Raw genomic sequence first — 6,312 nt, 5'->3', positions numbered from 1 at the left:
TCGAGGGACATGGCTGCGATTTCCTGATCATGGATGACGGCTTCCAGTCGGCGCGCATCCATATCGACTATGCGCTGGTCGTGGTCGACGCCCGCTTCGGCGTCGGAAACGGCCGCGTAATTCCGGGTGGACCGCTCCGCGCCAAGATCGTCGACCAGCTGGTCTTCACCAGCGGCTTGCTGAAGATGGGCGAGGGCGCCGCCGCCGACGGCGTCGTGCGCCAGGCGGCGCGTGCCGGCCGGCCGATCTTCCTGGCGCATGTCGAGCCGGCGGATCCGTCACGCTTCGCCGGCGGCCGGTTCCTGGCCTTCGCCGGCATCGGCCATCCGGAGAAATTCTTCGACACGGTGCGCGGAGCGGGCGGTGAAGTCGCGCTTTCGCGCGCCTTTCCGGACCATCATTTCTACGCCCAAGACGAGCTTGCCGACCTTCTGGCACTCGCCCGGCAGGAGGGGCTGCGCCTGGTCACCACGGCGAAGGACGCCGCGCGGCTGCACCACGGCGAGGTGCCCGCCGGTTTCCTCGATCAACTGGACGTGCTCGATATCGAGGCCGTGTTCGAGCTTGATCACGTGCCCGAACGCATCATCGGCGAGACGCTCGATGCCTGGCGTCAGCGCAAGATGCGGGGTTGAGTTGTGCGCCGCGCCTGGTTGATCCGGTGCCCTGCCGTCAGTTGATAAGCCCACGGAAATGGCGAACTGTCTCGCCAAGCCCGTCTTCGAGGGCAACACGAGGGGACCAGTCCAGCGCCGAACGCGCCAGGCCTATATCGGGCTGGCGCTGTTGGGGATCGTCTTCGGGGAGGGGCTTGAACTCGATCTTCGACTTGCCGCCGACGATGCCCCGCACCAGCTCGGCCAGCTCGAGGATCGTGACTTCCGTCGGGTTTCCGATGTTGACGGGCCCGACGAAATCGTCGGGCGTCGCCATCATCCGGGCCATCGCATCCATCAGGTCGTCGACAAAGCAGAAACTGCGGGTGTGGCTTCCGTCGCCGTAGATGGTTATGGGGTCTTTGCGCAATGCCTGAACGATGAAATTGCTGACCACGCGCCCATCCGAAGGGTGCATGCGAGGTCCATATGTATTGAAGATGCGCACCACCTTGATCGGCAGTTGCGACCGGCGCCGATAGTCGAAGAACAGTGCTTCGGCGCATCTTTTGCCTTCATCGTAGCAACTGCGCGGGCCAATCGGGTTGACATGGCCCCAATAGGCCTCGGTCTGGGGATGGACTTGCGGATCGCCATAGACCTCGGACGTCGACGCCTGAAGGATTCTGGCGCCCGAAGCGCATGCAAGGTCGAGCATGTTGATGGCGCCGTAGACGCAAGCCTTTGTCGTCTCGATTGGAATGCGCTGGTAGTGAACAGGCGAGGCGGGGCAAGCGAGATTGAAGATCTCATCGGCCTCGGCCTGAAGCGGCACGGTGACATCGTGCCTCAGCAGGCTGAACCGCGCATTGTTTGACAGGTGACGGATGTTCTCATCCGAACCAGTCGAGAAATTGTCGAGGCATATTACTTCATAGCCGCTTGCCAGCAACAGGTCGCATAGATGCGAACCAATAAAGCCGGCACCGCCGGTCACCAGTGCCTTCACGGCAAATCCCCCATACCCACGGCATTGTCTATAACCGCAGAGTCACGAACCTGTCACGTGCGTTGGAAGAAGGGTTTTTCGTCGCGACGATCGATTGTTGCCGGCACTCGGCCAGGAACCTGTATGGGCTGGCCTCCCGGGTGAATGGCGCCGGCCGTGAAGCCGCGACAGGCCAAGTTGCAGGTTGCCTCAGCGCTGACGCTGCATCGCCTCGAGGATGGTCTCGTCGCGCTCGACATTGAGCTTGCTTTCGAAGTCGAAATGCCAATCCCTGTCGCGCGGCGTGGAAGTCGAGGCGTCGCCGCGCCGGATCTTCTGGTCGAGGTCGGCGAGCGATCGCGACCAATAGTGATTGGTCCTCAATATATCGAGCTTGGGAGGCATAGCGGGCACGATGGTCCGTCGATCAGTGTCCACCCCTTCACCGGACAGGAATTTCGACTGATGGACGCCAGGCCTGTAGACCATGCGAGGGTTGAGGATAGTCTTGACCGTCGTGATGTCCGGCCCGGCTCGCATCGTAAAGGCCTCGACCAGTGGACTTTCCGGCCGCTCGACATGGCCGGAAGAGCCATAGAACGCCTGCCAGACGCAAACGCCTGGAAGGTCGCGATAGTCCCTGAGAACCGAGGGCACGTCACGTCCGTCGGGCGCGAAAAGAAACTCATCGATGTCGAAGAATCCGATCCACAATGCTTCACGCCAGCGCCTGCGGATGCAGTCCCTATAAGCCGACAGCTGTCCCACCGGCCGCGGCCAGTCGACCAGCGTAACCAGCCCTTGCTGGATGAACGGGTCCAATACGGCTTTGAAGTCGTCGGTCGAGAAGTTGTTGTAGAGATAGAAATGCTCAAATCCCACACCCTGGTGGAACCTGATCCATTCGGCCAGAAACGGCGCTTCTTCACGGAAGATGGCGCAGGCCGCCAGCTTGAACCGTGGGGCGTTCGATACCGCCCGATCGCGCATTCTCGCACGCATGATAAGCGGCATGCGAAGAAAGGTCTTGAGAGACTTTTTGAAGTTTTTCAATTCGGTAGCCTAGGCGCAATCGAGGTGACTGTCACGGCGTCGTGGGCTCGCCCGGCCTATCACCGTTTGCGCAGTTCCGGGTGCATCTCGATCTCGCGGGCGAGCGAGACTGCCGCGTTCACATAGGGCTCCTGCCGGGCGACGCTCCAATATTTGAGCTCGTCGAGCGGAATGTTCTCGCCCGTCACCGCGCAGCGCACGAACGAGCCCGGACTGGTGACCTGGAAGTCGCCGTCGAGATAGCGGATCCGGGCTTCCCTGCCGCCCGGGCCTTCGAAACGGTTCATCATGAAAGGACGCTTGCGTTCATCTGGGTTTCAATCGCCACAAATCGCAAGCAACGTCAAGCTTGACGCAATGCTCATCCGGTATGGCTGAGCGTCAAAATAGTTTCCGGAAGCCGGCATGGACATCACCTCGACCCGCTTGAACGCACTGATCGGTGAAGCGCTTACCCCGCAGCCGGCGCCGTCGCCCAAGGCCGATCCTGCGGTGGCGGCTTTGATCAAGACGCTGGTCCAGCCGCAGGCGCCCTCGACGGGGCAGGCGGCGCAAATCGCGGCCCAGTCGCTGCAAAGCGCGCAACCGCGCCCTGCCGCCCAGGCATCGCAGCGCCTGTCGTCCTCAGAGGTCGAGAATGCTTACCGCGCCGTGATGGAGCCCGATGCCGTCACCGACTCCTCGCCGGCAAGACCTTCGACGGGCAGGGCGGCGACGGATGCCGATCAGGCTCCGCGCGGCTTCGCCTCACCGCAGGCAGCGGTTGCAGACAATGTGTCCAGGCCCGCGGTTGCGCCGGCATTGTCCACATTTTCGCCGGCCGTCGCCTCCGCGGCGGTGCTGGTAGCAGCCAACGCCAACGCGCCGCAGCCTCGCGGCGCCGCGATCCGCCCGGCTGGTCACGCGCCGCGATCGGAATCCGCGCCGATATCCCTTTGGACGATCTCGGTTGTCACGGCCATCGTCTCGGCGGTGACGGCAACGATCATGGTCCTGCTGCTTCGCTAGAGCAATTCCAGGAAAAGTGTGAACGGTTTTCCGCCCGAAGGGGATGGGGCATTTCACCGTTTTCGTGAAACGGTGAATGCCCTAGACGTCATCCTGAAGGAACCCTTCGAGCTTTTCCCGAGCAAGCCCCGCCTGTTCGGCGATGCGCCCGGCCAGATCTGCCGCCGCCGCGCGCGGCCGGCCGACCGGACGGTCCATCCAATAGGACACTGGATTGAGCGCAACGCGCTCATCGACGGCAACGATACGGCCGGACCGGAGCTGGTCCGCAGTCAGCGGCGGCCGCGCCAGCGCTATGCCCAGCCCATGCGCCGCCGCGTCCAGAACCAGATTGTAATCCTCGAAACGCCGGTCCTGCGGACGGGGGCGGTAATCGATGTCTTGCGCGGCGAGCCATGCACGCCATCCGGATGCATCGGAATCGTTGATCAGCGGGTACTTCAGCAGCCGCGCAGGGTCGCCCCGTCCGATCTCCTTGGCGAGCTCCGGCGAGGCGATGGGGAAAATCTGCTCTTCGAAAAGCTGCACCGAGACGCGGCCCGGAATGCGGCCGCGCCCGCAGCGCACCGAAAGGTCGATGCCTTCGTCGGCAAGGTCGGCCTGGCGATTGTCGACATCGAGCACGATGCGCAACTTGGTCGGATGGTTTTCCAATGCGGCCATGCGCGGCATCAGCCATAATCCGCTCACCGAGGGGATCGAGGCCAGCCGCACCACGGCCGTGCCGCGCGGCTCGACCCAGCGGTCGGAATTGACCGAAATCAGCGCGAAGGCCTCTGTGGTGCGAAGATGCAGGCGATTGCCCTCGATGGTCAGCGACACGCCGCGCGCATTGCGCTCGAACACTTTCAAGCCGAGCCAGTCCTCGAGCTTGGCAATCTGGCGACTCACCGCGCCATGGGTGAGGTTGAGTTTTTCGGCCGCCGCGGAAAAACTCCCCGTGCGCGCCGCGGCATCGAAGGCGCGCAAGGTTTCCAACGGCAGTATCTGATCCGAGCTGTGATCCATGCTCACAGCTGACCCTCGATTTGCTCGTTTGTCAATCGGCCGGCAATGGCGTTTTCTGCGTCCATGGCACAAAAAGACGAGGGTACGGCAATGAGCGCTTACACCGGCACGTTGAATGAGACACAGCGCATGGACGGCACCGCGGCCGTCGCGGTGGCGCTTACGGTGCTTGGCTGGGCCTCGGCGTTCCCGGCGATCCGCGCCGGCCTCGCCGCCTTCCAGCCGCTGGAGCTCGGCGCGCTACGCTTTGCCATCGCGGCGGTTCCGGCCGCCATATTTCTCGCGGTGAAGCGCCCGGCGCTGCCCAGGATCGACGAGCTGTGGCGCTTCGCCTTTGGCGGCGCCATCTTCGTCGCGCTCTACACCGCCATGCTCAATTTCGGCGAGCTCACCGTCTCGGCGGGCGCGGCCGGCTTCATCATCAATGTCAGCCCGATCTTCACCGCAATCATGGCCATGGCCCTGCTCGGCGAGCGGTTCTCAGGCGTCGCCTGGCTGGGCACGGTCATTTCCTTCGCCGGCATCGGCATCATCGCGGTGGCCGACGGGCACGGCCTGCATTTCAATACCGGCGCGCTGCTGGTGCTAGGCTCGGCGCTTTGCTCGGCCGTCAACACCATCGTCCAGAAGCCGCTCTTCGCCCGCCACCATCCGCTGACGATCTCCGCCTCCAACATGGTGCTCGGCGCGCTCTGCCTGTCGCCATTCCTGCCGGAAGCGTTTTCGCAGGCGGCGGTCGCCGACACTGCCGGTCTCGGCGCCGTCATCTATCTCGGCATCGTGCCCTCGTTGATCGCCTATGCGGCCTGGGCGACCGCGCTGTCGCGCCTGCCTGCCGCCCGCGCCTCGAACTTCCTCTATCTAGTCTCGCCGACCTCCGCTTTGATCGGGTTCTTCTGGCTGGGCGAAGTGCCGTCGCTGCTCGGCATCCTCGGCGGCGCGCTGGCGCTGGGCGGCGTGATCGTGGTGAATTTGAAGCGGTAAATCAAAAGGTGGAAGTCGTTTCCTAACTCAAGAAAAGAGCCGCTTCGAGCGGCTCTTTTCTTGCCCCCTCATCCGGCCGCTTCGCGGCCACCTTCTCCCCATGGGGAGAAGAGATTGGCGCCGGCGCCGACAATCTCCTCTCCCCACCGGGGAGAGGTCAGCCGAGCGCAGCGTAGGCTGGGTGAGGGGCCGTGGCGCACTCACCGCCTTCCAAACAGCCGTTCGATATCGGCGAGCTTGAGCTCGATATAGGTCGGGCGGCCGTGGTTGCAGGTGCCGGAGCCGGGCGTCGCCTCCATCTGGCGCAGCAGCGCGTTCATCTCCTCGGCCTTCAGCAGCCGGCCCGAGCGGACGGAACCATGGCAGGCCATGGTCGCGGCGATCTTGTCCAACCGTTCCTTGAGCGTCTCGACGGTGTCGTTGTCGGCGATCTCGTCGGCAAGGTCGCGCACCAGCTGCTGCACATTGGTTTCGCCGAGCATCGACGGCGTCTCGCGCACCGCCACAGCGCCGGGGCCGAAGCGCTCCAGGCCGAGGCCGAATTTGGCAAGCGTCTCGGAGTGCATCGCCAGCCGCTCCGCGTCTTCCTCCGGCAGATCGACGATCTCGGGCAAAAGCAGCATCTGCGACGGGACAGCGCGCGAATGCAGGGCGTTCTTCAGCGCCTCATAGACC

7 protein-coding genes and 1 pseudogene are annotated in these 6,312 nt (G+C 63.8%); 3 read left to right on the top strand and 5 right to left on the bottom strand.

Annotated elements, in window-relative coordinates:
- A partial coding sequence (locus tag EOA28_RS21135) for a tetraacyldisaccharide 4'-kinase (protein ID WP_189342120.1) occupies positions 1–635 on the top strand: 635 nt, incomplete at its 5' end.
- A 37-nt stretch (positions 636–672) separates the two neighbouring features.
- On the opposite strand, the gene EOA28_RS21130 is transcribed toward EOA28_RS21135, so the two are convergent.
- From EOA28_RS21130 to EOA28_RS21120, 3 genes are all read right to left on the bottom strand, one after another.
- The gene (locus tag EOA28_RS21130) at positions 673–1,605 is read right to left on the bottom strand and encodes a UDP-glucuronic acid decarboxylase family protein (protein ID WP_127250624.1); all 933 of its coding nucleotides are present in this window, start codon (positions 1,603–1,605) and stop codon (positions 673–675) included.
- Between the two features lie 189 nt (positions 1,606–1,794).
- Positions 1,795–2,574, bottom strand: coding sequence for a glycosyltransferase family 92 protein (locus EOA28_RS21125; protein WP_245501573.1), 780 nt, complete (start codon positions 2,572–2,574; stop codon positions 1,795–1,797).
- Positions 2,575–2,696: 122 nt separating this feature from the next.
- Positions 2,697–2,927: a DUF2093 domain-containing protein gene (locus tag EOA28_RS21120; protein WP_126061281.1), complete on the bottom strand. Its 231-nt coding sequence runs from the start codon at positions 2,925–2,927 to the stop codon at positions 2,697–2,699.
- Between the two features lie 115 nt (positions 2,928–3,042).
- Here EOA28_RS21120 and EOA28_RS21115 point away from each other — a divergent pair, with 115 nt between their 5' ends.
- Positions 3,043–3,645 carry a hypothetical protein gene (locus tag EOA28_RS21115; RefSeq protein ID WP_127250627.1) on the top strand — a complete coding sequence of 201 codons (603 nt, stop codon included), beginning with the start codon at positions 3,043–3,045 and terminating at the stop codon, positions 3,643–3,645.
- Positions 3,646–3,726: 81 nt separating this feature from the next.
- On the opposite strand, the gene EOA28_RS21110 is transcribed toward EOA28_RS21115, so the two are convergent.
- Entirely contained in the window at positions 3,727–4,653 is a 927-nt protein-coding gene (locus tag EOA28_RS21110) for a LysR substrate-binding domain-containing protein (protein ID WP_127250629.1), read from the bottom strand.
- 90 nt (positions 4,654–4,743) lie between these two features.
- Here EOA28_RS21110 and EOA28_RS21105 point away from each other — a divergent pair, with 90 nt between their 5' ends.
- A complete protein-coding gene (locus EOA28_RS21105; protein ID WP_127250631.1) occupies positions 4,744–5,637 on the top strand; it encodes a DMT family transporter in 894 nt (297 codons plus the stop codon).
- A 200-nt stretch (positions 5,638–5,837) separates the two neighbouring features.
- Here the strand turns inward: EOA28_RS21105 and EOA28_RS21100 are convergent.
- Positions 5,838–6,312 (bottom strand): annotated as a pseudogene (locus EOA28_RS21100) (DNA mismatch repair protein MutL); the annotation flags it as partial.

It is taken from the genome of Mesorhizobium sp. M2A.F.Ca.ET.067.02.1.1, assembly GCF_004023285.1.
In the GTDB taxonomy this organism is placed as follows: Bacteria; Pseudomonadota; Alphaproteobacteria; order Rhizobiales; family Rhizobiaceae; genus Mesorhizobium.
This window is presented reverse-complemented; position numbering and strand designations above follow the sequence as displayed.